The sequence below is a fragment of the Allobranchiibius sp. CTAmp26 genome (assembly GCF_017565405.1).
Taxonomy (GTDB): domain Bacteria; phylum Actinomycetota; class Actinomycetes; order Actinomycetales; family Dermatophilaceae; genus Allobranchiibius.
In genome coordinates this window covers 163,708-188,804 of the sequence record NZ_JAGEKR010000001.1, presented here as the reverse complement: position 1 = coordinate 188,804, position 25,097 = coordinate 163,708, and the positions used below count along the sequence as shown (strand labels likewise).

28 protein-coding genes are annotated in these 25,097 nt (G+C 69.9%); 27 read left to right on the top strand and 1 reads right to left on the bottom strand.

The features are described 5' to 3' along the window. Nucleotides 1-8 precede the first annotated feature (8 nt). The 12 genes from J4030_RS00930 to J4030_RS00875 all read left to right on the top strand — a co-directional run bounded on the left by J4030_RS00930 (nucleotide 9) and on the right by J4030_RS00875 (nucleotide 10,131). Nucleotides 9-1,604: a circularly permuted type 2 ATP-grasp protein gene (locus J4030_RS00930; RefSeq protein WP_208047411.1), complete on the top strand. Its 1,596-nt coding sequence runs from the start codon at nucleotides 9-11 to the stop codon at nucleotides 1,602-1,604. Then, nucleotides 1,605-2,534 (top strand): alpha-E domain-containing protein, encoded by a 930-nt coding sequence (locus tag J4030_RS00925; protein WP_208047302.1) that lies wholly within the window; start codon nucleotides 1,605-1,607, stop codon nucleotides 2,532-2,534. Beyond that, nucleotides 2,531-3,376 carry a transglutaminase family protein gene (locus J4030_RS00920; RefSeq protein ID WP_208047301.1) on the top strand — a complete coding sequence of 282 codons (846 nt, stop codon included), beginning with the start codon at nucleotides 2,531-2,533 and terminating at the stop codon, nucleotides 3,374-3,376. The genes J4030_RS00925 and J4030_RS00920 overlap by 4 nt, the downstream gene beginning before the upstream one ends. A 16-nt stretch (nucleotides 3,377-3,392) precedes the next feature. Then, nucleotides 3,393-4,346 (top strand): proline dehydrogenase family protein, encoded by a 954-nt coding sequence (locus J4030_RS00915; RefSeq protein WP_208047300.1) that lies wholly within the window; start codon nucleotides 3,393-3,395, stop codon nucleotides 4,344-4,346. A 2-nt stretch (nucleotides 4,347-4,348) separates the two neighbouring features. Then, the gene (proC, locus tag J4030_RS00910; RefSeq protein WP_208047299.1) at nucleotides 4,349-5,161 is read left to right on the top strand and encodes a pyrroline-5-carboxylate reductase; all 813 of its coding nucleotides are present in this window, start codon (nucleotides 4,349-4,351) and stop codon (nucleotides 5,159-5,161) included. A gap of 58 nt (nucleotides 5,162-5,219) precedes the next feature. Next, entirely contained in the window at nucleotides 5,220-5,786 is a 567-nt protein-coding gene (locus tag J4030_RS00905) for an N-acetyltransferase (protein WP_208047298.1), read from the top strand. A 24-nt stretch (nucleotides 5,787-5,810) separates the two neighbouring features. Further along, nucleotides 5,811-7,007: an acetoin utilization protein AcuC gene (locus J4030_RS00900; RefSeq protein ID WP_208047297.1), complete on the top strand. Its 1,197-nt coding sequence runs from the start codon at nucleotides 5,811-5,813 to the stop codon at nucleotides 7,005-7,007. A 318-nt stretch (nucleotides 7,008-7,325) separates the two neighbouring features. Further along, a complete protein-coding gene (locus J4030_RS00895) occupies nucleotides 7,326-7,526 on the top strand; it encodes a helix-turn-helix domain-containing protein (RefSeq protein WP_208047296.1) in 201 nt (66 codons plus the stop codon). Nucleotides 7,527-7,647: 121 nt separating this feature from the next. Then, a complete protein-coding gene (locus tag J4030_RS00890; RefSeq protein ID WP_082775156.1) occupies nucleotides 7,648-7,746 on the top strand; it encodes a 30S ribosomal protein bS22 in 99 nt (32 codons plus the stop codon). A 108-nt stretch (nucleotides 7,747-7,854) separates the two neighbouring features. Continuing rightward, nucleotides 7,855-8,844 (top strand): NAD-dependent epimerase/dehydratase family protein, encoded by a 990-nt coding sequence (locus tag J4030_RS00885; RefSeq protein WP_208047295.1) that lies wholly within the window; start codon nucleotides 7,855-7,857, stop codon nucleotides 8,842-8,844. Further along, entirely contained in the window at nucleotides 8,837-9,892 is a 1,056-nt protein-coding gene (locus J4030_RS00880) for a lysophospholipid acyltransferase family protein (protein WP_208047294.1), read from the top strand. Before J4030_RS00885 ends, J4030_RS00880 begins: the two co-directional genes overlap by 8 nt. Next, on the top strand, nucleotides 9,889-10,131 hold the full coding sequence (locus J4030_RS00875; RefSeq protein WP_307864496.1) for a glutaredoxin family protein: 243 nt from the start codon (nucleotides 9,889-9,891) through the stop codon (nucleotides 10,129-10,131). Before J4030_RS00880 ends, J4030_RS00875 begins: the two co-directional genes overlap by 4 nt. Before the next feature lie 13 nt (nucleotides 10,132-10,144). On the opposite strand, the gene J4030_RS00870 is transcribed toward J4030_RS00875, so the two are convergent. Further along, a complete protein-coding gene (locus J4030_RS00870; RefSeq protein ID WP_208047293.1) occupies nucleotides 10,145-10,861 on the bottom strand; it encodes an SDR family oxidoreductase in 717 nt (238 codons plus the stop codon). An 86-nt stretch (nucleotides 10,862-10,947) separates the two neighbouring features. On the opposite strand from J4030_RS00870, the gene J4030_RS00865 reads away from it, so the two are divergent. From J4030_RS00865 to J4030_RS00795, 15 genes are all read left to right on the top strand, one after another. Next, nucleotides 10,948-11,505: a TetR/AcrR family transcriptional regulator gene (locus tag J4030_RS00865; RefSeq protein ID WP_208047292.1), complete on the top strand. Its 558-nt coding sequence runs from the start codon at nucleotides 10,948-10,950 to the stop codon at nucleotides 11,503-11,505. Nucleotides 11,506-11,653: 148 nt separating this feature from the next. Further along, on the top strand, nucleotides 11,654-12,334 hold the full coding sequence (locus J4030_RS00860) for a redox-sensing transcriptional repressor Rex (protein WP_243762653.1): 681 nt from the start codon (nucleotides 11,654-11,656) through the stop codon (nucleotides 12,332-12,334). Next, the gene (locus tag J4030_RS00855; RefSeq protein ID WP_208047291.1) at nucleotides 12,331-13,635 is read left to right on the top strand and encodes a glutamyl-tRNA reductase; all 1,305 of its coding nucleotides are present in this window, start codon (nucleotides 12,331-12,333) and stop codon (nucleotides 13,633-13,635) included. Before J4030_RS00860 ends, J4030_RS00855 begins: the two co-directional genes overlap by 4 nt. Then, the gene (gene hemC / locus J4030_RS00850; RefSeq protein WP_208047290.1) at nucleotides 13,632-14,624 is read left to right on the top strand and encodes a hydroxymethylbilane synthase; all 993 of its coding nucleotides are present in this window, start codon (nucleotides 13,632-13,634) and stop codon (nucleotides 14,622-14,624) included. Before J4030_RS00855 ends, hemC begins: the two co-directional genes overlap by 4 nt. Then, complete coding sequence (locus J4030_RS00845; RefSeq protein WP_374221973.1) at nucleotides 14,621-16,312, top strand: uroporphyrinogen-III synthase; 1,692 nt, start codon at nucleotides 14,621-14,623, stop codon at nucleotides 16,310-16,312. Before hemC ends, J4030_RS00845 begins: the two co-directional genes overlap by 4 nt. Further along, a complete protein-coding gene (gene hemB / locus J4030_RS00840; RefSeq protein WP_208047289.1) occupies nucleotides 16,312-17,286 on the top strand; it encodes a porphobilinogen synthase in 975 nt (324 codons plus the stop codon). Before J4030_RS00845 ends, hemB begins: the two co-directional genes overlap by 1 nt. A 43-nt stretch (nucleotides 17,287-17,329) precedes the next feature. Continuing rightward, nucleotides 17,330-17,806: a MarR family winged helix-turn-helix transcriptional regulator gene (locus J4030_RS00835; protein WP_208047288.1), complete on the top strand. Its 477-nt coding sequence runs from the start codon at nucleotides 17,330-17,332 to the stop codon at nucleotides 17,804-17,806. 230 nt (nucleotides 17,807-18,036) lie between these two features. Further along, the gene (gene hemL / locus J4030_RS00830; protein WP_208047287.1) at nucleotides 18,037-19,359 is read left to right on the top strand and encodes a glutamate-1-semialdehyde 2,1-aminomutase; all 1,323 of its coding nucleotides are present in this window, start codon (nucleotides 18,037-18,039) and stop codon (nucleotides 19,357-19,359) included. A gap of 79 nt (nucleotides 19,360-19,438) precedes the next feature. Next, on the top strand, nucleotides 19,439-20,086 hold the full coding sequence (locus tag J4030_RS00825) for a histidine phosphatase family protein (RefSeq protein ID WP_208047286.1): 648 nt from the start codon (nucleotides 19,439-19,441) through the stop codon (nucleotides 20,084-20,086). Continuing rightward, on the top strand, nucleotides 20,083-20,673 hold the full coding sequence (locus tag J4030_RS00820) for a TlpA disulfide reductase family protein (protein WP_208047285.1): 591 nt from the start codon (nucleotides 20,083-20,085) through the stop codon (nucleotides 20,671-20,673). Before J4030_RS00825 ends, J4030_RS00820 begins: the two co-directional genes overlap by 4 nt. After that, on the top strand, nucleotides 20,673-21,422 hold the full coding sequence (locus J4030_RS00815; protein ID WP_208047407.1) for a cytochrome c biogenesis protein CcdA: 750 nt from the start codon (nucleotides 20,673-20,675) through the stop codon (nucleotides 21,420-21,422). The genes J4030_RS00820 and J4030_RS00815 overlap by 1 nt, the downstream gene beginning before the upstream one ends. Beyond that, nucleotides 21,422-23,035 (top strand): cytochrome c biogenesis protein ResB, encoded by a 1,614-nt coding sequence (locus J4030_RS00810; RefSeq protein WP_208047284.1) that lies wholly within the window; start codon nucleotides 21,422-21,424, stop codon nucleotides 23,033-23,035. The genes J4030_RS00815 and J4030_RS00810 overlap by 1 nt, the downstream gene beginning before the upstream one ends. Further along, a complete protein-coding gene (gene ccsB / locus J4030_RS00805) occupies nucleotides 23,032-24,030 on the top strand; it encodes a c-type cytochrome biogenesis protein CcsB (RefSeq protein WP_208047283.1) in 999 nt (332 codons plus the stop codon). The genes J4030_RS00810 and ccsB overlap by 4 nt, the downstream gene beginning before the upstream one ends. A gap of 5 nt (nucleotides 24,031-24,035) precedes the next feature. Next, nucleotides 24,036-24,269, top strand: a complete 234-nt coding sequence (locus J4030_RS00800; RefSeq protein WP_208047282.1) for a DUF4229 domain-containing protein — start codon at nucleotides 24,036-24,038, stop codon at nucleotides 24,267-24,269. A 23-nt stretch (nucleotides 24,270-24,292) separates the two neighbouring features. Then, nucleotides 24,293-25,039, top strand: a complete 747-nt coding sequence (locus tag J4030_RS00795) for an N-acyl homoserine lactonase family protein (RefSeq protein WP_208047281.1) — start codon at nucleotides 24,293-24,295, stop codon at nucleotides 25,037-25,039. Nucleotides 25,040-25,097 lie beyond the last annotated feature (58 nt).

Genomic DNA, 25,097 nt, shown 5'->3' with positions numbered 1-25,097 from the left:
TCGACGAGATGTACGACGGCACCAGTTGCCGGCCCGACTACATGGGCATCCAGCGTCAGATGCAGCGCCTGTCGGTGCAGGAGGTGCAGGCGCGGGCCGACTACCTGGGCCACTCCTACCTGGACCAGGGCGTCACCTTCGACATCGGCGGACAGGAGCGCCCGTTCCCGATCGACATCGTGCCGCGTCTGATCGAGGCGCAGACCTGGTCGCACGTGGAAGCCGGTGTCGCGCAACGCGTCCGGGCTCTGGAGGCCTTCCTGGCCGACATCTACGACGAGGGGCAGGTCTTCCGGGACGGCGTCATCCCGCGCCGCGTCGTCACCAGCAGCCCGCACTTCCTGCGGGTCGCCAAGGGGATCAACTACCCGCACGGCGTGCGGGTGCACGTCTCGGGCATCGACCTGGTCCGCGACGGCAACGGGGACTTCCGGGTCCTGGAGGACAACGTCCGGATCCCCTCCGGCGTCTCGTACGTCATCTCCAACCGGCGCGCCATGTCCACGGCGCTGCCCGAGGTCTTCGCCCACCACCGCATCCGGCCGGTGTCGCAGTACCCCGCCAAGCTGCTGGCCAGCCTGCGGGCCTGTGCCCCCAGCGGCGTCGCCGATCCGACGGTCGTCGTGCTGACCCCCGGCGCCTTCAACGCCGCGTACTTCGAGCACGCGCTGCTGGCCCGACTGATGGGCACCCGCCTGGTCGAGGGACGCGACCTCGTCGCCCAGGGCGGCCGCGTGCTGGTCAGGACCACGAACGGCCTACGTCCGGTCGACGTGATCTACCGGCGCGTGGATGACGACTTCCTGGATCCCGTTCATTTCCGCAGGGATTCGATGCTCGGGGTGCCCGGGCTGCTCAACGCGGCGCGGGCCGGCAACGTCACGATCGCCAACGGCGTGGGCAACGGCGTCGCCGACGACAAGCTGACCTACACCTACGTGCCCGACCTGATCCGCTACTACCTGGGCCAGGAGCCGATCCTGCCGAACGTCGACACCTGGCGGATGGAGGACGCCGAGCACCGCGCCGAGGTGCTCGACCGGCTCGACGAGCTGGTCGTCAAACCCGTCGACGGCGCCGGCGGCAAGGGCATCATCATCGGTCCGCGCGCCACCAAGACCCAACTGGACGAGATGCGCAAGCGACTGATCGCCGACCCGCGCGGCTGGATCGCGCAGCCGGTGATCCAGCTGTCCACGGTGCCGACGCTCATCGGCGACACCATGGCACCGCGGCACGTGGACCTGCGGCCGTTCGCGATCAACGACGGCGAGAAGGTCTGGGTGCTGCCCGGCGGCCTCACCCGGGTGGCACTTCCGGAGGGTGAGCTCATCGTCAATTCCAGCCAGGGCGGCGGCTCCAAGGACACCTGGGTGCTCGCGGGCGACCGCGGCGCCGTCCCGGAGCCCTCACCGGCACCGGCCGCCGAGGACGCCGTCGTCCATCCGAGCCTGCGCGCCGGACGTTCGGCCGAGCCCGACACGACGCAGTCCCAGCCCCCTCCCACCGAATCCGCGCAGCCGCAACGGCAGTCGCAGAGCGGTTCCGGTGGCACGCAGAGCCAGAGCCAGACCGTGCAGACGTCGTTCGGCGGTGAGCGCTAGATGCTGAGCCGGATCGCCGAGGCCCTCTTCTGGATCGGCCGGTACGTCGAGCGCGCTGAATGCACGGCACGCATCCTCGATACCTACCTGCAACTCCTCATCGAGGACCCGGTCATCGACGAGGAGGCCACCTGCCGGTCGGTGATGGCCGCCATGGGCATCGACTACGGCGAGGGCACCCCGGACGCCAACGCGCTGCTGCAGACCCTGCTGCTGGACCGTACGGCGGCGCCGTCCATCGCCTACGCCATCGAGACCGCGCGGGAGAACGCCCGTCGTTCGCGGGAGGTCGTCTCCACCGAGGTGTGGGAAGCGATCAACAGCACCTACAACGCGGTGCTCGCGGGCCAGCTGCAACAGCGGCGACCCGCGGACGCGTTCCGGTTCGTGCGCGAACGGGCCAGCATGATCTCCGCGCTCGCCGACAGCACCCAGAGCCACGACGACGGCTGGCAGTTCATCGTGCTGGGCCGCAGCATCGAGCGGATCGACATGACCGCGCGGCTGATCATGATGGGCAACTACGTCTCCGGCCCGAACGGCGCGTGGGCGCTCACGCTGCGCTCCTGCGGCGCCGCCCACGCGTTCACCCGCGTGTATCGGGTGACCGAATCACCCCGCGCCGCAGCGGAGTTCCTCCTGCTGGACCGGCTCTTCCCACGGTCCATCTCCCACCTGCTGGAGCAGGCGGGCCACTGCCTGGAAGAGCTCGACCCCCGGTCGCGGCGGGTCGGCTTCGGCGGCGACGCGGCCCGGGTCATCGGCCAGGCGCACGCTCGACTGTCCTATCTGCCGCTGACCGACCTCGTCACCGACCTCCCGCGGGAGATGGAGGAGCTGCAGCGCGTCTGCGCTGACGCCACCCAGGCGATCGCGAAGCGGTATTTCGAGGGCGTCGTGGCGCCCGAGTGGCTGACGGAGGCGCTGTGAGCGTGACCATGCGGCTGGTGCACCGCACCGGCTACACCTACACCGGACCGGCGACGCAGTCCTACAACGAGGCAAGGCTCACGCCGCTCTCGAGCGCCCGGCAGACCGTGCTGCACTCCCGCGTCGACGTCACGCCGACGCCGTGGATGGAGCAGTGGACCGACTACTGGGGCACCACCGTCACGTCGTTCGAGCTGCACGAGCCGCACGAGGAGCTGAAGGTCGTGGCCATCAGCACCGTCACCGTCGACCGGCACCCCGTCGAGACGACCGGCATGACCTGGGAGCAGTACGCCGATCCCGCCGTGCGTGACGAGTTCGAGGAGGTGCTGCGCATCGCGCCGCGTACGGCGCTCGGCACGGCATTCGCCGACGTGGTCACCCGGATACGCGAGGACTCCCCGACACCGGCGGCGTTCGTCACCGACGTCATCGCCGCGATCCGTGAACGGCTGGACTACGTCGCGGGCCGGCGGACCGTCTACGCGCGCTGTGCGGGCGCCTGGGACGACGCCCAGGGCGCGTGCCAGGACTTCGCGCACCTGACCCTCGGCGCGCTGCGTTCGCAGGGCATCCCGGCCAGGTTCGTGACCGGGTACGTCTTCCCCGACCGGGACGCGCCGGTCGGTGCGAACGTCACCGGTGTGTCACATGCGTGGATCCAGTGGTGGGACGGCGCGTGGACGGCGGTCGACCCGAGTGCAGGGGTCGTCCCGGATGACTTCTACATTGAGGTGGCGCAGGGTCGCGACCACTCCGACGTCGTACCCCTGCGGGGCATCTTCACCGGTACACCGGGGAGCAAGATGTTCGTGACCGTGGAGATCAGCCGGCTCGCGTAACTCGAGGAGATCGATCGTGTTCGACCCCAGCGCAGCACTGCGCGCAGGCCTGCTCGGCCTGTCCCGTAACGACAAGGTGCGGCACGTCGTGCAGAGCGCGCCCGTCAGCCGAGACGTCGTACGCCGCTACGTCGCCGGCGAGGGCACCGCCGACGCGGTCGCCGCGAGCACCGGACTGCACGAGCAGGGACTGCTCGGCACGCTGGACTTCCTCGGCGAGGACTGCACGGATCTGGAGGGGGCGCAGCACACCCGCGACGCCTACCTGGACGTCCTGCGGGCGCTGCGTGACGCCGGACTGGCCGAGCACGGCGGCGTCGAGGTCAGCGTGAAGCTCAGCGCCATCGGCCAGGCTCTGCCCCACGACGGGCACAAGATCGCGGTGGACCACGCGCGGGAGATCTGCACCGCGGCCGCCGCGGCGGGCACCACGGTGACCATCGACATGGAGGACCACACCACCACCGACGACACCCTCGAGGGTGTCCGCGAGCTGCGCGCCGACTTCCCCTGGGTGGGCGCGGTCCTGCAGGCCTATCTGCGGCGTACCGAGGCCGACTGCCGCGATCTCGCGACCGCCGGCAGCCGGATCCGACTGTGCAAGGGCGCGTACGACGAGCCGGGCAGCGTCGCGTACCTGGACAAGTCGCACGTCGACCTGTCCTACGTGCGGTGCCTCAAGGTGCTCATGCACGGCGACGGCTATCCGATGGTCGCCAGTCACGACCCCCGACTGATCCAGATCGCCGGTTCGTTGGCCGACCGGTGCCTACGTGCCTCGGACTCCTTCGAGTACCAGATGCTCTACGGCATCCGCCCGGACGAGCAGCAGCGACTGTCCGACGCCGGCCACCAGATGCGCATCTACGTGCCGTACGGCGACCAGTGGTACGGCTACCTCGTGCGACGGATGGCCGAACGACCGGCGAACGCGATGTTCTTCGCCCGCTCCCTCATCAGCAAGGGCTGACCATGTCACGCGCTCACACGGTCGCGATCCTCGGAGCCGGGGTGATGGGCGAGGCGCTGCTCTCGGGATGGTTGCGCGGCGGCCGCGACCCCGCGTCCGTGCTCATCAGCGACCGCAGCCCCGAGCGGCTCACGCACCTGGAGGGCAAGTACGGCGTACGCGCCGTCCCCGCGACCGACGCCGCCGCCCAGGCGGCCACGCTCGTCCTCGCGGTCAAGCCGCAGGACATGCGCGCGCTGCTCGGGGAGATCTCGGGTGCGGTCGGCGAGGGCACCCTCGTGGTCTCGCTGGCGGCCGGCATCACGACGGCGTTCCTGGAGACGCATCTGCCGGACGGCACCTCGGTTGCCCGCGTCATGCCGAACACCCCGGCCCTGGTTGACCAGGGCATGTCCGCGGTGAGCCCGGGCGCGCACTGCGACGCCGACCAGCTGGCCACCGCGACCGGGCTGCTGCAGGCCTGCGGCAGGGTCGTCGCGCTGCCCGAGCACCACCTCGACGCGGTGACGGCCATCAGCGGCAGCGGACCGGCGTACATCTTCTACGTCGTCGAGGCCATGATCGAGGCCGGCGTGCTGCTCGGGATGCCGCGTGGCACGTCCACCGAGTTGGTCGTGCAGACCCTCTACGGCGCCGCGACCATGCTGAAGGAGACCGGCGAGCACCCCACCGTGCTGCGCGAGCAGGTCTCCAGTCCAGGCGGCACCACGATGGCCGCACTGCGCGAACTGGACGACCACAAGGTCCGCGCCGCGTTCCTCACCGCGATCGAGGCGGCGGCACGGCGCTCGGCCCAGCTGGCTGCGGGGGAGTGAGGCCGCGAGGGGTGGACGCCGCTACCCCCGGGCGCGACCGCCGTGCGAGAGTACCGGCATGACTGACATCACGGTTCGTGCTCTCGGGGAGCAGGACTGGCAGATCTACCGTGACGTACGGCTGGCTGCACTGTCCGACAGTCCCAACGCCTTCGCGGCCAGCGCCGCACAGGAACGGCAGTTCGACGACGCGTTCTGGCGTCGCCGCCTGGCTCGCTCCCGCCGGTTGATCGCCGAACGCGGCGACGACGTCGTCGGCGTCGTCTCGGTCGGGCGGTCTCCCGCGGAGGATCCGCGCAGCTGCGAGCTGTTCGGGCTGTGGGTGAAGCCGGATCTGCGCGGCCAGGGCGTCGCGTGGCAGCTCGTGCAGGCCGGTGTCGAGCAGGCCAGCACCGATTCCTTCCAGTTCGTCGTCTACTGGGTGGGCACCGACAACGGTCGGGGCGTCGCGTTCGCCAGCAGTTTCGGCTTCCGTCCCACCGATGCCCGTCGGCCGATGAAGGTGACCGGTGTGCCGGAGGGCACGCAGACTGTCCCGGAGGAGCAGGACTCCCCCGAGGACGAGATGGCGATGGTCTACTCCCTCGGCGAGGACCCCGGCACGGTGCCGACGTCGGCGCTGTGACGAGGACCGGTCGATGAGGAGTCGATGACCGCGTCGACGCGGATCGTCTGGGACGAGCGGTTCACCCGCTACGACTTCGGCGATCACCACCCGATGGACCCGCGGCGGCTCGCGCTGACCGCGATGCTGGCGCGCGAGTACGGCGTCTTCGACGCCCCCGGCGTGCAGGTCACGGCACCGTCGGAGCCGACCGAGGACCTGATCCGCACGGTGCACGACGCGGCGTACGTCGACGCGGTGCGCGTCGCGTCCGCCGACCCCTCGCAGGCCGACGTGGGATACGGGCTCGGCACCACCGACGACCCAGCGTTCCTCGGGATGCACGAGGCGTCGGCACTGATCGCGGCCGGCACCCGCGACGTGTGCGACGCGGTGTGGGCGGGCGAGGTGCAGCACGGGGTGAACTTCGCCGGCGGCATGCACCACGCGATGCCCGGCTCTGCGTCCGGGTTCTGCGTCTACAACGACGTGGCCATCGGGATCGAGTCGATGCTGCGGGCCGGCGCCCAGCGGGTGGCGTACGTCGATCTCGACGTGCACCACGGCGACGGGGTCGAGAAGGTCTTCTGGGACGACCCGCGGGTGCTCACCATCTCCATCCACGAAGGTCCGCGCACGCTCTTCCCGGGCACCGGCTACCCAGGGGACACCGGTGGCCCCGGTGCTCCGGGCAGCGCCGCCAACATCGCGCTGCCGCCGGGGGTCGGTGACGCGGCCTGGCTGCGGGCCGTGCACGCCGTCGTACCCGGTCTGCTGCGCGCTTTCGCGCCGCAGGTGCTGGTCACCCAGCACGGGTGCGACTCCCACTACCTGGATCCGTTGGCGCACCTGCGGCTGTCGGTGGACGCACAGCGGACCGCGGCCGAATCGATGCACGACCTGGCGCACGAGGTGGCGGGCGGCCGCTGGGTGGCGCTCGGCGGCGGCGGCTACGAGATCGTCGACGTCGTCCCGCGCACCTGGACCCACCTGCTCGGGATCGCGGCTCACGCGCCGATCCCGCTCGAGACGGCCATCCCGCAGTCCTGGCACGACTACGCGCGGATGTCCTGCGGTCGGCCCGGACCGGCCCGGATGGGCGACGGCGTGGCCGAGCACGGTCGGGTGTGGTGGAAATCCTGGGCCACCGGCGCCGACCCGGACGACCGCGTCGACCAGTGCGTGCTCGCCACCCGTGAGGCGGTCTTCCCCGAGCACGGCCTCGACGTCTGGTTCGACTGAGTTCGCGAGCCGAGTCGTCACAACGGCGCCGCGTGGTCCGTGGTGCGCGCCGATGGGGTGGGGGACCGCCGTAAGGGCGCCGCGTGGTCCGTTGTCGTCCCGGTCCTGCGTGTGCTCCGTGACGACGCCCGACAGCAGCCGTAGGCGGACAGGTGAAAATCCACGCTCGTACGGCGTGTCGACTGGACATTTTAGTCCCAAACTTCACACGGATCGCGTTTTACCCCTAGGGTGCATTTCAGCACCAGCCGACCCGCACTCCTGGCCCGCTGAATTGACCATCCGTTGCGGACCGCACAGAAAATCGAGGGCCCCACCATGCCGCAGGAGACCAACGTGGGCGAGGTCAACTTCATGACCGTCGCCGAGGTCGCCACCATCATGCGGGTGTCGAAGATGACGGTCTACCGGTTGGTGCACAGCGGCGAACTCGAGGCCGTCCGGGTCGGGCGCTCCTTCCGGGTGCCCGAGGGAGCCGTGACTGAGTACCTCAGCCAGTCCTACATGGGTACCGCCTGAATCCCGCCAAGACCGCTCGCCCGGGCCAGGAAACGGTTGATTCGGCCGCATCCCGGGTATGCCGTAGCCTGGCGGACAGCCTTTCTCGAATTTCCCGATCATCGAAGGACAGCGTTCACGCATGGGTTCAGTAGTCAAGAAGCGCCGCAAGCGGATGGCGAAGAAGAAGCACCGCAAGCTGCTGCGCAAGACGCGTCACCAGCGTCGCAACAAGAAGTAGTAGCGAGACCTACGAAGGCCCCTGTCGCCTGGCGTGAGCCGTGGCGGGCGGGGGCTTCGTCGTAATATCTGCGCACAGCGATCTTCCGCACCCGCGAGAGGGAAACCGATGGCCACGACCGTGCTCGTCACCGGGGTCTCGCGTTTCGTCGGCGGCCTCGCCGCGCGGGCACTGTCGACCGACCCGCGGATCGAGCGGGTGCTGGCCGTCGACGTCGTACGCCCGGCCCACGACATCGGCCGGGCGGAGTTCGTCCGCGCCGACATCCGCAACCCGATCATCGGCAAGATCATCAAGCAGGAGAACGTCGACACCGTCGTACACCTGGGTGTGATCACCACGCCGCGACAGGCGGGCGGGCGCACGACGCAGAAGGAGATCAACGTCATCGGCACGATGCAGCTGCTCGCTGCGTGCCAGAAGGCGCCCTCGTTGAAGCGGCTCGTCGTGAAGTCATCCTCGGCCGTCTACGGCTCCTCGCCGCGCGACCCCGCGATGTTCACCGAGGATATGACGGCTCGGCGCACCCCGCCGCGCGGCTTCGGCAAGGACTCGGTCGAGGTCGAGACCTATGTACGCGGCTTCGGCCGTCGCCGCCCCGACGTCGAGGTGTGCATGCTGCGGATGGCCAACGTGATTGGCCCGGGTCTGCGCACGATGTTCTCCGACCTGTTCCACCTGCCGGTGATTCCCTCGCCCGTCGGCTTCGACGGCAGGTTCCAGGTGCTGCACCTGGACGACGCCATCGGCGCCATCCACGCCGCGACCCTGCGCGAGGACTGCACCGGCGTCATCAACGTCGCCGGTGAGGGCGTGCTCACCCTGCACCAGGCCGCCCGCATCGCCGGGCGCCCCACCCTCCCGGTGCTGGCGCAGGCCGGCCCGCTGGTCCAGCAGCTCACCGCACGTACCCGGGTCGGCAACTTCGACGCCGAGCAGATGGACCTGCTGTGCTTCGGGCGGGGGATGGACACCACAGCCCAGCGCACCGTGCTCGGGTTCACCCCGGAGCGCACCACACGCCAAGCATTCACCGACGTCTTCGGCGGCGACAACCGGCTGACGGCGCTGCTGCGAGCAGGGGGAGCCCATGCCTGACAAGCCCACCGGATCCGACGCCACCGGCGCCCGCAAGCGTCCGCCCCGCTCCGCGTTCGCCGGTGCGCGCGCCGACCGGCCGCTGCATGTCGTGCCCGACCCCGCACCGGCACCGCAGACCGGCGGATCGTCGTACGACGTCGAATCGATCATCAAGCTGCTCGTGCGCGGGCTGCGGATGACCGGCGCGGCGGCCGGGTTGTCGGGGGAGGACCTGGACCGCCGGATCACCAGGGCGCTGGCCTTCCTGCGCCGCCGGCTGACCGGTGAGTACGAGGTCGACGACTTCGGTTTCGACCAGGAGTTCACCGATGAGGTCTGGCTGCCGCTGCTGCGGCCGATCTACAAGCGCTGGTTCCGCGTGGAGGTGCGCGGCATCGAGAACCTCCCGCTCGAGGGTGGCGCGCTCGTCGTGTCCAACCACTCCGGCACGGTGCCCGTCGACGGACTGATGGTGCAGGTCGCGATCCACGACGAGACGCCGGGCCACCGGTACGCGCGAGCGCTCGGCGCCGACCTGGTCTTCCAGTCCCCGGTCCTCGGCGATCTGGCCCGCAAGTCCGGCTCCACGCTGGCCGCCAACTCCGACGCCGAACGGCTGCTGCGCGCCGGCGAACTCACCTTCGTGTGCCCCGAGGGGTTCAAGGGCGTCGGCAAACCGTTCGGGGAGCGCTACCGGCTGCAACGCTTCGGCCGCGGCGGGTTCGTCAGCGCCGCACTGCGCACCGGAGTGCCGATCATCCCGTGCTCGATCGTGGGCGCCGAGGAGATCTTCCCGCTGCTAGGCAACGCCAAGAGCCTGGCCCGCCTCTTCGGTTTCCCCTACTTCCCGCTGACGCCGACCTTCCCGTGGCTGGGACCGCTGGGGCTCGTCCCGCTGCCCAGCAAGTGGATCATCGAATTCGGCGCGCCGATCCCCACCGACAGCTTCGAACCAGCGGCGGCCGACGACCCGATGCTGGTCTTCGATCTCACCGACCAGGTGCGCGAGACGATTCAGCAGACTCTCTATTCGCTTCTGCTGCAACGGCGTTCGGTCTTCTGGTGACCCAGGATCCGCGCATCACCCTCATCGGCAAACCGGGGTGCCACCTATGCGACGAGGCGCGGGCGGTCATCGCCGCGGTCGCGGCCGACACCGGTGTGGGGTGGGTGGAGGTCTCGATCCTCGACGACCCGGCGTTGCGCGAGCAGTACGCCGAACAGATCCCCGTGACGCTCGTCGACGGCGCCCAGCACGACTACTGGCGTGTCGACGAGAAACGGCTGCGCGCGGCTCTGGCCTGAGACCCGTTTCTGATCAGGCCCTCAGGGCGGCGAAGATCTGCTCGTAGCGGTCCGACGGGTCGAGGGAGAGCCCCGACTTCACGAACTTCGCCCATTCGTCGGCCAGTACTTCCTGAGCACCCGACTCGACGGCGTCCAGACCGGCGTTCGCGAGATCGGACGGCGAGATCTTGGGCGCCTGCATGCCCTTGGCCATGTCGGTGTCGACCAACCCCATGTGCACGGCGACGACGTGTGTGCCCTGCGCGGCGAGCTCCAGCCGCGCGCTGTCGGAGAGCATCCAGGCTGCGGCCTTCGATGCGGCGTACGCGCCGGCGCCCGGAGCGGTGAACCAGGACAGCGCCGAGACGACGTTGAGGATCGCCCCTCCGCCGTTGACCGCCAGGATGGGCGCGAAGGCACGCGTCATGAGCAGCGGCCCGAAGAAGTTCGTGTCCATCTCGCGCCGGATGCTCGCCTCGTCTCCGGTCACGAGTGAGGTGCCCGTGGAGATACCGGCGTTGTTGATGAGCACCTGGACATCGCCCGCCGCGGCGGCCGTCGCTTCGATCTGGTCGGGGTCGGTGATGTCGAGGTGGAGCGGATGTACCCCGTCGGCGTCGATCGAGTCGGCATCGCGGGCGGCGGCGTAGATCTTGGCTGCTCCGCGCCGTTGCAACTGCTCGACGAACTGCGCGCCGATGCCTCGGTTGGCTCCGGTGACAAGTACGACCGCACCCTTGATATCCACGATGACCTCATTCTGTAGTGATCGATACTGTTTGGTCTGACGACGGTAACACAATTCGTAGTGATCGATACGATATGCTCATGGGCATGGCTGGTCGCCCGCGGAGTTTCGATCGGGACGTCGCCCTGGGAGCGGCTCTCGAGCAGTTCTGGCGGTCCGGGTACGAGAGGACCTCGCTCGCGATGCTGACGTCCGCGATGGGAGTGACGCCTCCGAGTCTCTACGCGGCGTTCGGTGACAAGCACCGCCTGTTCGAAGAGGCGTCAGCGCTGTACTTCGCGCGCACCTGTGAGGCGGTCGACCGTGCCGCCGCGCTCCCGAGCGCGCACGAGGCCATCGCGAGGATGTTGGACGACACGGCACACGCTCATACCGACGCGGCCACACCCGCGGGGTGCCTGATGCTGACCGAGCCGCGGCTCGAAGCGCAGCGCGAGGTCCTGTACGCGAAGATCAAGGATCGGCTCGACAAGGCGGTGCGGGACGGCGACCTCGCACCCGCGGCGTCCACCGACCACCTTGCCGCGTTCCTGGTCGCCGTCATGCGTGGCATGTCCGGCCGTGCTCGCGACGGCGGCACCCTCGAAGAGCTCCTCGCCATCGCGGAGACCGCGATCCACGCTCTGCCGCGAGCAGGGGGCTGATGCGGCAGGTGTAGTGCCGCTTAGCACTTATGACGCCGCGGAGCGATTTTGTGCATGCCTTCACAAAGTCTTATGGTCAGGGGGTATTACATCCTCTGCGCAGGCGTTTGATATAGGGCCTGCCGACCTCGGGAGGAGTCGAGCGCTCTTGACGACCGACCCCATGACGCGGCGGGACATCCCGGACGCGACGGTAGCTCGGCTTCCGGTCTACCTACGTGCCCTGCACCCCCTGGTGACAGCCGGTGTGGAGGTCGTCTCCTCCGAGGAGCTGGCGACCATCGCCGGTGTCCGTTCGGCCGGGTTGCGCAAGGATCTGTCGTACCTCGGCTCGTACGGCGTGCGCGGCGTGGGCTACGACGTGGAGCGGCTGGCCAGCGAGATCACCCGCCAGCTCGGACTGCAGCACCCGTGGTCGGTCGCGATCATCGGGATGGGCAACCTCGGCCACGCTCTCGCGGCGTACAGCGGCTTCGCCACCCGGGGATTCCGGGTGCAGTGGCTCGTCGACCGGGACCCCGCCGTGGTCGGCACCGAGATTGCGGGCATGCGGGTCGTGGACTTCGAGCAGTTCGCCGCCACCGTCACCGAGCAGGTCATCGCCGTCATCTCCACCCCGCCCGTCGCGGCCCAGGAGGTCGCCGACGCCGTGGTCGAGCTGGGAGTGCGCTCGATCCTGAACTTCGCTCCCGGGGTGCTGAGCGTCCCGTCGCACACCCAGGTGCGCAAGGTCGACCTCGCCACCGAGCTGCAGATCCTGGCCTTCCACGAGCAGCGCGGCAAGGACGACGCCCGGATCGCCACCGACGGGATCGAGGCCAGCGGATGAGCGTCATCGTCATCGGCATCTCCCACCGGACCGCCGACCTCGCCACCCTCGAGCGCGTCGTCCTGAACGACGTTCAGCAGGACCGAATCGGGCAGTCCCTGGTCGGCAACGAGCACGTCAGCGAGTTGCTCGTGCTGTCCACCTGCAACCGCACCGAGCTGTACGCCGAGGTCGGCACGTTCCACGGTGCGGTCACCTCGATCAGCGAGACGCTCGCGGCCGTCACCGGGATGCCGCTGCCGGCACTGCGCGACCACCTCTACGTGCACTTCGAGGACCGGGCCGTCGCCCACCTCTTCTCCGTGGCGGCCGGGCTGGACTCCATGGCGATCGGCGAGAGTCAGATCCTGGGTCAGCTGCGTGCCTCGATGCGGGCCGCGCAGGACGCCGGCCGACTCGGATCGTCGCTGTCGGAGCTCGTGCAGCACGCGCTGCGGGTGGGCAAGCGGGTGCACGCCGAGACCGACCTGGACACGGTCAGCCGCTCGCTCGTCGAGCAGTCGCTGGGCATCGCGCAGGAGCACCTGGGCGCGCTGTCCGCGCAGTCCGCGGTCATCATCGGTGCGGGCTCGATGAGTGCGCTCGCTGCGCACACCCTCACCCGTGCCGGGGTCGGCGCCCTGACCATCGTCAACCGCACGCCGGAGCACGGGCAGCGTCTCGCCGCCTCCACCGGGTCCACCGCGCGGCCCTGGGCGGAACTGGCCGACACTGTCGCCGGCGCCGACATCGTGATCTCGTGCACCGGCGCGGTCGGGCACGTCCTGGTGCCGCACCTGCTGTACGCCGACGGACCCGCGACCCGGCCGATGGTGCTGATCGACCTGGCGCTCCCGCGGGACATCGACCCTGTATGCGGCCAGCTCGACGGCGTCACCCTCGTCACGCTGGACGAGCTCGGCGCCCGCACCACCGCCGACGGCCCGCAGCGCGACTCGCTGCGCGTCGTACAGGACCTGGTCACCGCCGAGGTCGCCGAGTTCCTGGTGCTGCGTCGGTCCGCCGCAGTCGTGCCGACGGTGTCGGCCCTGCGGGTGCGGGCCGCCGATGTCGTCGACGCGGAGATGGACCGGCTGGGCAGCCGGATGGAACTGACCGATGCGCAGCGGGCGCAGGTGCGCCAGACGCTGCACCGGGTCACCGAGAAGATCCTGCACACCCCGACGGTCCGGATGAAGCAGCTGGCCGGCGAGGAGCACGGCCAGGACTACGCGGCCCTGTTGCGCACCCTCTTCGACCTGGACCCCCACGACGCCCGCGTCTCGCGGGTCCCGCGGCTGCCGGACGGTGAAACCCGATGATCGTGCGACTGGGCACCCGGCGCAGCGCGCTCGCGACCACCCAGAGCGAGAGCGTCGCGAAACTGCTGCGCGAACGCGGACACCAGGTGGAGCTCGTGATGATCACCACCGAGGGTGACACCAACCGCGCACCTCTGGAATCCATGGGTGGCACAGGGGTTTTCGCCGCCGCGATTCGTCATGCACTGCTCGCCGGCGAGGTCGACCTCGCGGTGCACTCGTTGAAGGATCTGCCGGTGCAGCCCGAGCCCGGCCTGGTGATCGCCGCGATCCCGCCGCGGGAGGACCCCCGCGACGCAATCGTCGCGCGTGACGGACTCACCCTCGCCGAGCTCCCGCAGGACTCCGTCGTCGGCACCGGCTCTCCCCGTCGGGCCGCGCAACTCAACGCCCTCGGGCTCGGCCTGCAGGTGCGCGGGATCCGCGGCAACATCGACACCCGCATGTCGCTCGTGACCAGCGGGACGGTGGACGCGGTCGTCCTAGCCCGCGCCGGACTGGCCCGGGTGGGCCGCACCGAGGCGATCACCGAGGTGCTGGACCCGCTGCAGATGCTGCCGGCACCCGGACAGGGCGCACTGGCGCTCGAGGTCCGGGAGGACGACACGGAGCTGCGGACGGCGCTCGCGCCCCTGGACGACCCCGACACCCGCGCGGCGGTCACCGCCGAACGTGCGGTGCTCGGTGCGCTGGAAGCAGGCTGCTCGTCGCCGATCGGGGCTCTGGCGGAGGTCGTCGAGGAGCTCGACGGCTCCCTGCTGATCTCGCTGCGCGCCTTCGTCGGCAGCAAGGACGGGTTGTTCGAGCTGCGTCGATCCGTCACCGGACCGATTGAGGCCGCCCCCCGACTGGGTACCGAACTGGCACAGCTGTTGCTCCAGGACGGCGCCGCCGACGTCATACCTCCAGGGGCGCCTCCGCAACCGGATGCGTCCCGCACCCACCCCGAAGACCTCGTCCCAACAAACGCTGCGGAGCGTGAATCGTGAGCACCACCACTGCATCGAATCGGAAGAGCAGCACCTCCGGCACCTCCACCACCTCCAAGGGCGCCAAGGCCAAGACCCTGCCGACGGTCGCCTTCGTCGGCTCGGGCCCCGGCGACCACGGGTTGCTGACCACGCGGGCCGTCAGCCTGCTGCGACGCGCGGACGTCATCGTGATCGACCGGATCGCGCGGGAGGACTTCGTCGCGCCGTACGCCCGCGCCGACGTGGAGATCGTGGACGCCGGACACGGCGAGGCGGGCCAGCCGCTGACCCACGCCTCGCGCGCCAAGCTGGTCGTGCGCGCCGCCAAGCAGGCGTCGCCCAGCGACCCGTCGTCCGAGGAGACCCTCGTGGTCCGGCTGATGGACGGCGACCCGGCCATGTTCAACGGTCTCGCCGAAGAGGCGATCGCCCTCAGCAAGGCCGGCATCCCCTTCGAGATCGTGCCCGGTGTGAGCGCGGTGTCCGCGGTGCCGGCGTACGCCGGTATCCCGTTGACCAACAACGCGACCCGCGCCGTGCACGTCATCAGTGCCGGTGACGGGAAGGTCGCCTGGGAGCGCTCCACCGGAGACGACACGACGGTCGTGCTCCTCGGTGCGACCGAGAACATCGCCGACGCGCTCGGGCGGTTGCTCGCTGCGGGCCGCGACGGTGACGCGAAGGTCGCGCTCACCGCGCAGGGCACGCTGATCGAGCAGGCCACCCAGGTCACCACCCTGAGCGAAGCCGCAGAGGTCATCCGGGCCGACAAGGTGCACGCGCCGACTGTGGCGATCGTGGGCAGCACCGTGGGTCTGCGCGACCAGCTGTCCTGGTGGGAGACCAAGCCGCTCTTCGGCTGGAACGTCCTGGTGCCGCGCACCAAGGAGCAGGCCGGCACGATGACCGAGCGGCTCGCGTCGTTCGGTGCGGCCAGCGACGTCGTCCCGACCATCAGCGTCGAGCCGCCGCGCACCCCGCAGCAGATGGAGCGGGCCATCAAGGGCCTGGTCACCGGCCGCTACGAGTGGATCGGTTTCACCTCCGCCAATGCGGTGCGTGCGGTCAAGGAGAAGTTCGCCGAGTTCGGGCTGGACGCGCGAGCGTTCGCCGGCCTGAAGATCGCCGCCGTCGGGGGAGTCACCGCCGACGCCCTGCGCGAGTGGGGTCTCGAACCGGATCTGGTGCCGGAGGGCGAGCAGTCCGCCAAGGGCCTGCTCGCGGGCTGGCCGGAGTACGACGACCTGCTCGACCCGATCAACCGGGTCTTCCTGCCGCGCGCGGACATCGCCACCGACACCCTGGTGGCGGGTCTGCAGGAGATGGGCTGGGAGGTCGACGACGTGACGGCCTACCGCACGGTGCGGGCCGCTCCGCCGGCTCCGCAGGTGCGCGAGGCGATCAAGTCCGGTCGCTTCGACGCGGTCCTCTTCACCTCCAGCTCGACCGTGCGCAACCTGGTCGGCATCGCCGGCAAGCCGCACACCTCGACGGTGGTGGCGTGTATCGGCCCGGCGACCGCGAAGACCGCCGAGGAACACGGCTTGCGGGTCGACGTCCTCGCGGCCGAGCCGTCCGCCGCATCGCTGGTCGACGCCCTGGCCGACTACGGCCGCGGCCTCGCCCTGTCGGCGGCCGAGGCGGGCGACGGCGTACGCCGCCCGAGCGACCGCCGTTCCGCGACACGGCGCAAGGCCAAGGCCTGATGGAGCACCGCCCGCGCAGGCTCCGGCAGACCCCCGCGGTCCGCCGGCTGGTGGCGCAGACGCGGCTGCACCCGGCTGACCTCGTGCTGCCGATGTTCGTCAAGGAAGGGCTGACCGACGCGGTCCCGCTCGGCTCGATGCCCGGCGTCCTGCAGCACAGCCTGGACTCCCTCGTGGTCGCCGCGCGGGACGCGGTAGCGGCCGGAGTCGGGGGCCTGATGATCTACGGCGTACCCGAGCATCGTGACGAGATCGGTTCGGGCGCAACGGATCCGGACGGGATCCTCAACGTGGCGCTGCGCCGGTTGCGCGACGAACTGGGTGACAGCACCGTTCTGATGTCCGACCTGTGCCTGGACGAGTTCACCTCGCACGGGCACTGCGGGGTGCTCGACGAGCAGGGCCGGGTCGACAACGACGCCACTCTGGAGATCTATGCGCAGATGGCGCTCGCGCAGGCCCGCGCCGGCGCGCACGTGCTCGGGCTGTCCGGGATGATGGACGGGCAGGTCGGCGCATGTCGCGCGGCGCTGGAAGGTGCCGGCTTCACCGACACGATCATCCTGGCGTACACCGCGAAGTACGCGTCGGCGGCGTACGGACCGTTCCGGGAGGCCGTCGACTCGACGCTCCAGGGCGACCGCGCGACCTACCAGCAGGACCCGGCGAATTTCACCGAGTCGATGCGGGAGCTCACCCTCGACCTCGCCGAGGACGCGGACATCGTGATGGTCAAGCCCGCGCTGCCCTACCTCGACGTGCTGCGCGCCGTCGCCGACGAGGTCGACGTCCCGGTGGCCGCCTACCAGGTGAGCGGCGAGCTCGCGATGATCGAGGCGGCCGGAGCCAACGGCTGGATCGACCGCGACCGGATGATGATGGAGACGCTCACCTCCATCAAACGGGCGGGTGCCTCGATCGTCCTCACCTACTACGCCGTCGAGGTCGCGACGATCCTGAGGTCGACCGTCTGAGACGGTGCGCGACGGTAGGCTCAGCTGACATGGACGGGCAACCGTGACAGCCGCCGACCAGCCCTGGCTGACCAAGGACCAGCAACACGCCTGGCGTGCGTACCTGCGCGCCAGCCGTGCGCTCGAAGTGCGCCTGGACACCGAGTTGCAGGGCGCAGGACTGTCGTTCGCGGAGTACGAGCTGCTGTCGATGCTCTCGGAGGCGCCGGACGGTTCGATGCGGATGAGTCAGCTCGCCGACCTGATCATCCAGTCGCGCAGCCGCGTCACCCACACCGCCAACCGTCTCGAGCGGCGCGGATGGGTCTCGCGCAGCGATGCGCCCGAGGACCGCCGCGGTGTGGTGCTTTCCCTCACGGCCCCCGGGTGGGAGACTGTGCGTCGTGCGGCCCGCCTGCACGTGCAGGGCGTGCGGGAGCACTTCATCGAGCAGGTCGGCCCGAGCGAGCTGGAGGTGCTGGGGAAGGCGATGGACGCCATACGCCGCCACCTCACCGGCAAGGACACCGAAGTCGCCTGAGGTCGTCGCCTGACCCCCTCGCGGCGGTGCACGCACCCCTCCGCGATGCGCGCGTTCTGCGTCGAGGTGCGCGTTCTGCGTCTGCGGCCAGGACTGCAGCACTGGCCACGGACGCAAAACCCCCACCTGGACGCAGGACGACCGCGTAGGCCACCACGTCGCCTTGGAGACCCGACCGCCTGGACGGTGGGGGCCGAGCCGGGCGTCCGGGCGCCTGCGAGGATGGCGGCATGCCTGCAGCACAGTCCACGACCCGATCCGACGAGTTGATGCGCACGGCGCGCGCGGTGATCCCCGGAGGCGTGAACTCGCCCGTGCGAGCCTTCCGATCCGTAGGCGGCACACCGCGTTTCATGGCCTCCGGCACGGGTCCGTGGCTGACGGACGTCGACGGGAACCGGTACGTCGACCTCATCTGCTCGTGGGGTCCGATGATCCTGGGGCATGCCCACCCGGACGTGGAGCAGGCGGTGCGGGACGCGGCGGCCAAGGGCTTCTCCTTCGGTACGCCGAGTGAGAACGAGGTCCTGCTCGCCGCGGAGATCGTCGACCGAGTCGCCCCGTTGGAGCAGGTCCGGCTGGTGAGCTCCGGCACCGAGGCGACGATGAGCGCGCTGCGCCTCGCGCGCGGTGCGACCGGGCGCAGCAAGGTCGTGAAGTTCGCCGGCTGCTACCACGGTCACGTCGACGCCCTGCTGGCCGCGGCTGGGAGCGGGCTCGCGACGTTCGCGCTGCCCGATTCAGCAGGAGTGCCGGTCTCCAGCGCTCACGAGACGATCGTGCTGCCCTACAACGACGTGGCCGCTGTCGAAGCGGCGTTCGCCGAGCACGGCGACGAGATCGCCTGCGTCATCACCGAAGCGGCCGCCGGCAACATGGGAGTCGTACCGCCCGAGCCCGGGTTCACCGCAGCGCTGCGACGGATCACCCACGAGCACGGCGCACTACTGATCAGCGACGAGGTGATGACCGGCTTCCGGTGCTCGCCGGCCGGCTGGTACGGCCTGGAGGGTGAGCCGGAGGGCGGCGCGCCGGACCTGTTCACCTTCGGCAAGGTGATGGGCGGCGGCTTCCCGGCGGCGGCGTTCGGCGGGTCGGCCGAGCTGATGAGCAGGCTCGCACCCGACGGGCCGGTCTACCAGGCGGGCACGCTGTCGGGAAACCCTGTCGCGACCGCCGCCGGCCTCGCGACCCTGCGCGGCTGCACCGCAGAGGTCTACGAGCGGCTCACCCAGGTCAGCGACGCGCTGGCCGCGGGTGCTGCCGATGCACTGAGCGCGGCCGGCGTCCCCCACGTGATCGGGCGCGCCGGCTCGATGTTCAACGTGTTCTTCCGCGAGGAACGGGTGCGGGACTACGACGACGCGCGCGACCAGGACACGGCGGCATTCGGGCGGTTCTTCCACTCGATGCTGGAGCAGGGCGTGCACCTGCCGCCCAGCTCCTTCGAATCGTGGTTCGTCAGCGCGTCCCACGACGACGCGGCCGTGGACGCCGTACTGACAGCGCTGCCCGCTGCGGCCGCCGCTGCCGCCGCTGCCGCAAGGTCCTGATCGGCCCCCGGCACGTCGCGTTCGCGTCGACGCCCCTGCGGTCACGAGGCACACAGACATGGATGAGAAACTGGGGGACATGACGGGCAGTGAGCGCACGATCGTGCACCTGGTGCGTCATGGGGAGGTCTACAACCCCGGCAAGGTGCTCTACGGCCGGATGCCGGGGTTCAAACTGTCCGAGCTGGGCCACGAGATGGCGCAGCTGACCGCGGCGTACCTGGCGGACAACGACATCGCGCACCTGGTGTCCTCACCGCTCGAACGCGCCCAGCAGACCATCGAGCCGCTCGCCGAGGCGGCCAAGCTGCCCGTCGCGCTGGACGACCGGGTCATCGAGGCCGACAACGATTTCGAGGGGATGACGGTGGGCGCTCAACCCCGGCAGCTGCTGCAGCCGCGCTTCTGGCCCAAGCTGGTCAACCCGATCAAGCCGTCCTGGGGCGAGCCGTACGCGCACATCGCCACCCGGATGCGCACGGCGATCGACGATGCCCGGGTGCAGGCCGAAGGTCGTGAGGCAGTCATCGTCAGTCACCAGCTGCCCGTCTGGATCGCCCGGCTCGACGCCGAGCACCGCCGTCTGTGGCACAACCCGCGCCACCGCGAGTGCACCCTGGCCTCGGTCACCAGCCTCACCTTCCGCGGCCCGGACGTCACGATGGTGACGTACGCCGAGCCGGCCGCCGCACTGTTGCCTCGCGCATCGGCGGTGGCGGGCGCATGAGGTCGCTGCGTCTGACCACGGGTGCGCTGTGCGCCGCGATCCTGCTTTCCGCGTGCAGCAGTGGTGGTGGGGGCAACGGCATCGGTGCGCAGGCGAAGAACGCTGGTGGCACAGGTGGGGACGGCGCCGTCGAACAGCTCTCGGTCGGCCAGCGCGGCAAGCCCCTCACGGTGTCCGGCTCGGTCCTGACCGGTGCGCCGTGGTCGAGCGCCACCGATGCCAAGGGCAAGGTCGTGGTCCTCAACGTGTGGGGTTCGTGGTGCGGGCCGTGCCAGACGGAGTTCGGGAGTCTGCAGAAGGCGTGGACCCAGCTGAAGGCCAGCGGTAAGCCGGTCGTGCTGATGGGCCTGGACTACAAGGAGGGCGCGGCCACCGCGCTGGCCACGACCCAGCAGCGGGGGATGACGTATCCGTCGCTGCAGTACGGCGACGGACGGTCGATCTCCGCGCTCGGTGGGAATTTCAACGGCGCTCCGCCCACCACTCTGGTGCTGGACTCCCAGCACCGGATCGCGGCGCGGGTGACCGGTCCGATCGATGACACCACCCTGGTCGGCCTGGTCGACGACACGCTGTCAGGTAAATGATGTCCGCCGACGTGAAGCAGATCGTCGCCTCCGGCAGCCTCCCGCTGGCGGTGGGCCTTGCTCTCGTGGCAGGGCTCGTCTCCTTCGCATCACCGTGCGTGCTGCCCTTGGTGCCCGGGTTCCTCGCCTATGTCACGGGCTTGACCGACGAACGTCGCCGCACCCGTCTGGTGTCCGGCGCGCTGCTCTTCGTACTCGGTTTCGGCGTCGTACTCGTCGGGATCTCCGTCGCTCTCAACTGGGCCCTTGATCTCACCCAGAACCACCTCGGTCTGGTCACCAGGGTCGGTGGGGTCATCGTCATCCTGCTGGCGCTGGTCTACCTCGGCTTCATCGGACAACGCGGTCTGCCGGTGAGCTGGCGTCCGGCGGCGGGCCTGCTCGGCGCACCGCTGCTGGGTGTGGTGTTCGGGCTCGGGATGAGCCCGTGCGTCGGCCCGGTGTACGGCGCGATCCAGGTCGCAGCCGCGCCCCTGGGACACCAGGGTGGTCCGGTACCGCGTGGTGTCCTGCTCGCCGTCTGCTACACGGTCGGGCTCGGGATCCCCTTCGTGCTCATCGCGGCTGGTTGGTCCCGGGCCGAACGCGCGTCGCGCTGGCTGCGCGACCACCACCGGGCGGTGCAACTGGTCGGTGGGACCCTGATGCTGATCGTGGGTGTGCTCATGGTGAGCGGCCTCTGGGAGGACTTCGTGGCGTGGATCCAGACGCAGCTCGTCGGCAACGGCAGCTTCGAGCCGGCGATCTGATGAGTTCCACGATCACTCAGCCACGCCTCGGGCCGCTCGGGACCGCCCGCTGGTTCTGGCGGCAGCTGACCTCGATGCGCACGGCGCTCTTCCTGCTCCTGCTGCTGGCGGTCGCCGCGATCCCCGGGTCGATCATCCCGCAGACCGGCATCGACGCCGGCCGGGTCGCGATGTACAAGACCAACCACCCGAGCCTGGCGCCCTGGCTGGACCGGTTGGGGTTCTTCAACGTCTTCGTGTCGCCGTGGTTCGCCGCCATCTACATCCTGCTGATCATCTCGCTCATCGGCTGTGTCATCCCGCGCATCCGCATCCACCTGCGCACCCTGCGCGCACCGGTGCCCCGGACGCCCAAGAACCTGTCGCGGCTGCCGGCGTACGTCGAGCGCAGCGTCGACGAACCGGCCGACGTCGTGCTCGACCGCGCGCGGCAGGTGCTGAAGCGCAAGCGGTACCGGGTGCGGGAGGACGCCGCGGTCGAGGGCCGAGCGCGCAGTATCGCCGCCGAGGCCGGCCGGATGCGCGAGACGGGCAACCTGATCTTCCACTCGTGCTTGATCTGGGTGGTGCTGGCCGTCGCCGCGGGACACCTGTGGGGGTGGCGCGGCGATGCGATCGTGCCCGTCGGGACGCCTCTGGTCAACGGCCAGTACGACACCCTCAACGCGGGACCCCTCGTCGACACCTCGAAGTTCAGCCCGTGGTTGCTGCGCCTCAACAGCCTCGACGTGTCCTTCGAGGACAAGGTGGCGCCGACGTCGCCGCAGTACGGCCAGCCGCGCCACTTCACGGCGTACACGACGGTGCAGGACGGCAACGGCAAGCCGCAGCGCAAGGTCATCTCCGTCAACCACTCGCTGTCGATCGGCGGCAATTCCGTCTACCTGCTCGGCAACGGGTATGCCCCGATGATCACCGTGCGGGACGCGAAGGGCGACGTGCTCTACCAGCAGGAGACGCCCTTCCTGTCCCAGGACAACAACTACAAGTCCACCGGTGCCGTGAAGGTGTCCTCGCTTCCCTCCTCCCAGCAGATGGGCTTCTTCGGCTTCTTCCTCCCGACAGCGGCCTTTTCCGACACTCTCGGCCCGGTCTCCACCTTCCCGGCGCCCAAGGATCCGGCGCTCGTGCTCGGGATGTACGTCGGCAACCTCTTCCCCGGAAACGAGCCGCAGTCGGTCTACACGCTCGACACCTCGGCGATGAAGCAGGTGCAGGGGACGGGCGCGCAGAGCAAGCAACCGCTGCGGCTGATGCTCAAGCCCGGCCAGACGGTCAAACTGCCCGGTGGTCGGGGCTCCATCACCTTCAACAGCGTGCAGCGCTGGGCGGGCCTGTCGACCCGGCACGACCCCGGCAAGCTGCCCGCGCTCTACGGCGCGCTGCTCGGTCTGATCGGGCTCATCATGTCCATGACGCTGCGCCGTCGCCGGGTCTTCGTGAAGGTGACGGCGGACCCGCAGGATCCCGCGCGTAGCCTGGTCAGCGTCGGTGGTCTCGCCAAGGGTGAGGACCCACGGTTGGAAGTGGCGATCGACGGGCTGGCGCTCGCGGTCGCCGGCGACGACAGCACGCACGTACAGCTCCGTACACAGGCAGGTGCCCGCACATGAAGTTCGACTTCAGCAACGACCACATCGACACGGGCATCGCCACCCTCTCCTCGCATTTCCTGTGGGCCTCGGCGCTCGTGTTGACGCTGGCGATGATGTCCTTCGCGCTCGACCTCGCCGGCGCGCCCTACCGCGCCGCGCGGCTCGAGGCCCGTCGTTCGGCCACCACGCAGACGCAGGCCACGGCCGACGGCGACGTGCTCGTCGACACGGCCGTGGCGACCGATGTCGCGCCGGAGAAGCGACCGTGGGGCGGGCGGGGAATCACCCTGTCCTGGCTCGGGACGCTGCTGCTGATCGTCGCCGTCGTGACCCGCACCATCGCCGTGGGCCGCCCGCCGCTGGGCAACATGTACGAGTTCTCCATGGTCGGCTGCATGTTCGCCATGGTGTTCTTCCTGGCGTGGAGCCTGAAGTCGGACATCCGCTGGCTCGGCGTCTTCATCACCGGCCCGATCGTGCTCTTCGAGATGCTCGCCGCCGTCATCTACTACACCGCGGCCAGCTCGCTGATGCCGTCGCTGCAGAGCTACTGGCTGTCCATCCACGTCACCGTCGCGACCCTGTCGGTGGCCCTCTCGACGCTGGCGTTCAGCCTGACGCTTGCCTACTTCGTGCAGAACTGGCGCGACGAGCGCGGCGAGGCGGGTCGCGAGCGGCTGAAGTGGATGGATGCCCTGCCGTCGGCGGCCTCGCTGGACCGCACGACGTACGGCGTGCTGATCGTGGCGTTCCCGATGTGGACCTTCACGCTCATCGCCGGCGCGATCTGGGCGCAGGAGGCGTGGGGCCACTACTGGAACTGGGACCCCAAGGAGGTCTGGACGCTCGTCATCTGGGTCGTCTACGCCGCCTACCTGCACGCCCGCGCGACGGCCGGATGGTCCGGCAAGAAGGCGGCGTACATCGCGCTCGCCGGCTTCGTCGCGATCCTGATCAACTACGGCATCGTGAACGTGTACTTCGTCGGTCAGCACTCCTATTCGGGGCTGTGAGCTGAATGGCGCGATACACCCTCCTGCGACTGTCGACGTTCTTCCTGGTCCTCATCGCGCTGTGGTTCTGCCAGCTGCGCGGCTGGCCGCTGCTGGTGATCTCCGCAGTGCTGTCCGCGGTCATCTCGGTCTACGCGCTGCGGGTGCCGCGTGAGCGGTTCGCCGCCCAGGTCGAACGCCGCGTGGAGAAGAAGCGCGCCAAGGCCGACGCGATGCGCACCGCCGAGGACGACGACTGACCTCCTGCGCCGACAGGTTGTGGGTGCTCGACCTGGGGTCGTGCGACTGCACCGCCTCGACCGTGGCGCCGGGCTCGCCCGACATGCCGCGGCTGCAACTTCCGGTCTCGGCGTACCTGATCCGTCTCGTCGACGGCGCCCATCTCCTGGTCGACACGGGGATGCACCGCGGTCACGTCGACGACCCTGACCTGGCTTGGCGGGGCACGGTGTCGGAGGGCGACCTACGCGGCGACATGACTTCCGCGGACACCCTGACCCATCGGCTCGGCGAGCTCGGTCTGACGCCGCCGGATGTCGCGTACGTCGTCAACACCCACCTGCACTTCGACCACGCGGGCGACAACGACCTCTTCCCGCATGCGCGGTTTCTCGTGCAGCGTGCCCAGGTCGACTTCGCCCGCGACAACCCCGACTACCCGGGGCGGTTCTGGGACCTGCCGCAGCTGGCGTACGAGTTGCTCGACGGCCCCGCTGACATCGCGCCGGGAGTGCGGGTGCTGCCCACCCCCGGGCACACGCCGGGCCACCAGTCCGTGGTCGTGACCCTTCCGCAGACCGGGACGGTGATCCTCGCGGGGGACGCGGTGCACATCGCGCAGAGCTTCGAGCGCGACGACTGGTCGGCCCACCACGACCCGGCGGCCGCACGGCGTAGCGCGTACGAACTGCGCGACCTGGCGGACTCGACGGGCGGGCTGCTCATCTATGGCCACGACCGGTCGCGGCCGCAATCCCTGCGCCTCGCGCCGCACGCCTCCTACTCCTGACACCCATCCGCCGACTGCGCATGTCGTGGGCCGGATGCGGCTGAAAACGTGACCGACA

Bases quoted from the DNA above. Each gene is read 5' to 3' on its own strand.
- J4030_RS00865 (WP_208047292.1), top strand. From the start codon at position 10,948: ATGGCTGGTCGCCCGCGGAGTTTCGATCGGGACGTCGCCCTGGGAGCG.
- J4030_RS00900 (WP_208047297.1), top strand. From the start codon at position 5,811: ATGACCGCGTCGACGCGGATCGTCTGGGACGAGCGGTTCACCCGCTAC.
- J4030_RS00925 (WP_208047302.1), top strand. From the start codon at position 1,605: ATGCTGAGCCGGATCGCCGAGGCCCTCTTCTGGATCGGCCGGTACGTC.
- J4030_RS00895 (WP_208047296.1), top strand. From the start codon at position 7,326: ATGCCGCAGGAGACCAACGTGGGCGAGGTCAACTTCATGACCGTCGCC.
- J4030_RS00815 (WP_208047407.1), top strand. From the start codon at position 20,673: ATGTCCGCCGACGTGAAGCAGATCGTCGCCTCCGGCAGCCTCCCGCTG.
- hemC (WP_208047290.1), top strand. From the start codon at position 13,632: ATGATCGTGCGACTGGGCACCCGGCGCAGCGCGCTCGCGACCACCCAG.
- J4030_RS00800 (WP_208047282.1), top strand. From the start codon at position 24,036: ATGGCGCGATACACCCTCCTGCGACTGTCGACGTTCTTCCTGGTCCTC.
- J4030_RS00810 (WP_208047284.1), top strand. From the start codon at position 21,422: ATGAGTTCCACGATCACTCAGCCACGCCTCGGGCCGCTCGGGACCGCC.
- J4030_RS00880 (WP_208047294.1), top strand. From the start codon at position 8,837: ATGCCTGACAAGCCCACCGGATCCGACGCCACCGGCGCCCGCAAGCGT.
- ccsB (WP_208047283.1), top strand. From the start codon at position 23,032: ATGAAGTTCGACTTCAGCAACGACCACATCGACACGGGCATCGCCACC.
- J4030_RS00905 (WP_208047298.1), top strand. From the start codon at position 5,220: ATGACTGACATCACGGTTCGTGCTCTCGGGGAGCAGGACTGGCAGATC.
- hemL (WP_208047287.1), top strand. From the start codon at position 18,037: ATGCCTGCAGCACAGTCCACGACCCGATCCGACGAGTTGATGCGCACG.
- J4030_RS00825 (WP_208047286.1), top strand. From the start codon at position 19,439: ATGACGGGCAGTGAGCGCACGATCGTGCACCTGGTGCGTCATGGGGAG.
- proC (WP_208047299.1), top strand. From the start codon at position 4,349: ATGTCACGCGCTCACACGGTCGCGATCCTCGGAGCCGGGGTGATGGGC.
- J4030_RS00890 (WP_082775156.1), top strand. From the start codon at position 7,648: ATGGGTTCAGTAGTCAAGAAGCGCCGCAAGCGGATGGCGAAGAAGAAG.
- J4030_RS00885 (WP_208047295.1), top strand. From the start codon at position 7,855: ATGGCCACGACCGTGCTCGTCACCGGGGTCTCGCGTTTCGTCGGCGGC.
- J4030_RS00855 (WP_208047291.1), top strand. From the start codon at position 12,331: ATGAGCGTCATCGTCATCGGCATCTCCCACCGGACCGCCGACCTCGCC.
- hemB (WP_208047289.1), top strand. From the start codon at position 16,312: ATGGAGCACCGCCCGCGCAGGCTCCGGCAGACCCCCGCGGTCCGCCGG.
- J4030_RS00930 (WP_208047411.1), top strand. From the start codon at position 9: ATGTACGACGGCACCAGTTGCCGGCCCGACTACATGGGCATCCAGCGT.
- J4030_RS00820 (WP_208047285.1), top strand. From the start codon at position 20,083: ATGAGGTCGCTGCGTCTGACCACGGGTGCGCTGTGCGCCGCGATCCTG.